1 protein-coding gene is annotated in these 2,760 nt (G+C 39.0%); it reads right to left on the bottom strand.

Going from position 1 to position 2,760, the window contains the following annotated elements; genetic code table 11:
- Nucleotides 1-440: 440 nt before the first annotated feature.
- Complete coding sequence (locus ACGLXV_RS15145; protein WP_391559307.1) at nucleotides 441-1,715, bottom strand: IS110 family RNA-guided transposase; 1,275 nt, start codon at nucleotides 1,713-1,715, stop codon at nucleotides 441-443.
- Nucleotides 1,716-2,760: the final 1,045 nt, after the last annotated feature.

The raw sequence follows: 2,760 nt of genomic DNA, 5'->3' as shown, positions 1-2,760 counted from the left end.
TTTTCTTATTGAGCTCCCTCAGTTAGATACGATTATCTCTCGAATACTCACTTATTCGCAGGATTTCAAATCACTTGAAAGAATAGAAGGGGATAGATTGAATGAGTTTTGACCATTTTGGCTATATGAAGGCGTACTTAAATAAAGGAGGCTAATATAAACTCCAGTAATTTCCATATAATGTACGTATTCTCCACGCCACCCTTGGAGGTTTTCACTCCCATGTCTCAACGGGTCAAATGCCCTCTCATTCCTTCGTCACACCTATCCAAGTGGTAGAGGCCGGTCTTTCTAACGGAACGGGTCAGAGCCCTTTTGCTCAATAAATCCGGTACTTCGTACTTTCTTTGAGATCCTACGAATAAGCCAATATTCGAAAGATATTAATCTTAAAGTTTAATTATTTTGATTGATTCTAAAAAATGTAGTCAATTTTCACTTTATGCAGCTAAGGGTGTTAAGGGCTGTACTTTGAAAGGACGATAAGATTCATTCTTTCTGGCCATCCCAACTAATACTCTTGCGAGTTTATTAATTAATTTCATAATCGATTTCATTTTCTTCATCTTTTTCAATTTAACATTGTTAGCGTGCAGCTCTTTAAAATCAGGGTTGTTCATGACAAGACTCATAGTGGCTAAGTACAAGAATCGCCGTAAACGGGATCTCCCACGTTTGGAGAGGACAATTTGACCTTTCCATTTACCTGAACTAGCCTCTGCAAGATGCAATCCAGCATGACGCAATAAAGAATTGCCGTGTGCAAATCCACTTAGATCTCCTGATTCTCCTAAAATGCCTGCAAGGGCAATTTCGCTAATCCCCTTAATGGCAAGTAACTTTCTTGCGAAAGGTATTCGTTTAAGGACTTCAGTGACTTCCTTTTCAACTCGCTCAAGTTGCGCGGTTGCTAGATCAAACTCTTCAATTAATTGTTCCAGGTGTAGTTTATAAGCATCAAGTGCTTGTTGAGTCCCGACTGAATGCATAGCTAATTCAATTAATACTTGTGCTTTTATTAACCCAGGTTGTCTCTTCATTTGGGTTTTCCAGCCTACAACGATATCTGGTGCTTTCATTGAACGTAGTTCAATTGGTGTAGGGAATAAGCGAAGAGTTGCCATGGCCCCTTTGCCTTTAACATCTTTGAATACCTGTCGAAGTTCTGGAAAAACAATATCGACCCAACGGTTGATTTGATTGACAGAACTGACAAGTCGTTTAACCGTCATGTCACGGTTAGACATTAAAACTCTTAGTTTTTCAAAGGCCTCTGAAGTGGGACGAATAAAGGAATAGTAACCATTCTTGACCATATCAGCGATAACAAGAGCATCTTTTTTATCACTTTTCGATCGGCTATTATCTCGGTTTTCCTTATTCTTTTTTACGAGGTGGGGGTTAACGGTTACTGCTTCAATATCTTGATCATATAGCCATTTTGATAGGTTAAGCCAGTAATGTCCTGTAGGTTCCATGCCGATTATAGTAGAAGCAAATCCCTTTAAGGTTTTTAACTGGTTAATCCATTGTAGTAATCTAGCAAAACCCTCTTCATTATTTTCAAATGTAAGAGGATCTCCGACTATTATTCCACGGAAATTCACGGCTCTAGCTACGTGCAATTCTTGTGCGATATCCACACCAACCACAAGGTGTCTATCGGAAATTCTCTCAATTAGTTGATTTTGTTTGTCTTGCATCTTAAACTTCATATTAGGGTTCCTCCTTAAGGTTTTGAGTTAGAGTGATGTCTATACTCATATCTTACTGAGGGACCTAATTTTTTTCAAAGTTGAGAATTAGCTATCTACAGGAATTCTAACGTGGCAGTTTAGTTGTGCGAAATGTTTCTAGCTTAAATTGAGATTGGTCACAATACTCAGGTAAAGGCTAGACAGTTCCTATCGGAACTGAAGGATTATATCGAAGAATCAAATGATGGGGTAACGCCTTGAAGGGTTCTCTCTTAATCGAATAGCACTGGATTTAGTAAGAATGATAGTGTTATAAGCTCGGTGAAAAGGCGTAAGAATTTACCGTAACAGGTTAAGCTGACGAAAGCCTACCCGATGGGGTGGTGTAAATCATGATGCTTGAGTTAAATGAATATGGTGAGAATGCGAATAAACCTAAAAGAAAAGGTTAAGCTGACGAACTTCTGAATGTACGGGTCTATACCTGCGATACATAGAAATGTGTATATCACCAAATTGTGAGGTTAGATGTGGGTGAGTAAAACTAGCTAATATGAAAATCCATGATACGTTACAGGCGTATGAACGCTAACAGGCTTACAGGAAGCACCTAAGTTCATTTTATAATAGATATAATTCAACATTGTAAGCTGATAACGTGGAGGGCTTACTCCCAAAGAAGCGTTGATAAGGAAAGCGGCGGTGACAGTAGCTGCTGTATAACTTATCTTTATATCAGTGAAAGTGGTGGAACAGTACCAATGAAGTGTCTAATCAACATGGAGGGATAGCCACCAGACTAATGAAGAATCATTTAATCATGCAAGGCAAATCTTTATCGGTTAATAAGGTTCTCGTAAGACTAAAAGAGGTTTACCTCCTACGGGAGGCACCGACTTATTGAAACGGAAGAATTGAGACACGGAAGAGGTTACGATTTCATGAAGTGTTGATGATTAAATCGAATTGGATTAGTTGGAACGCCGTATGAGGTGAAAGTCTCATGTACGGTGTGAACGGGGGGAAAAGGGAGCGATAACTTCAAACCCTTACCTATCTGTAT

Origin of the sequence: Robertmurraya sp. (genome assembly GCF_036676585.1) — a bacterium.
Classification (GTDB): domain Bacteria; phylum Bacillota; class Bacilli; order Bacillales; family Cytobacillaceae; genus Robertmurraya_A.
Note: the sequence above shows the minus strand (reverse complement) of the source record. Positions and strands in the feature narration are given on the sequence as shown.

Bases quoted from the DNA above. Each gene is read 5' to 3' on its own strand.
- ACGLXV_RS15145 (WP_391559307.1), bottom strand. From the start codon at position 1,715: ATGAAGTTTAAGATGCAAGACAAACAAAATCAACTAATTGAGAGAATT.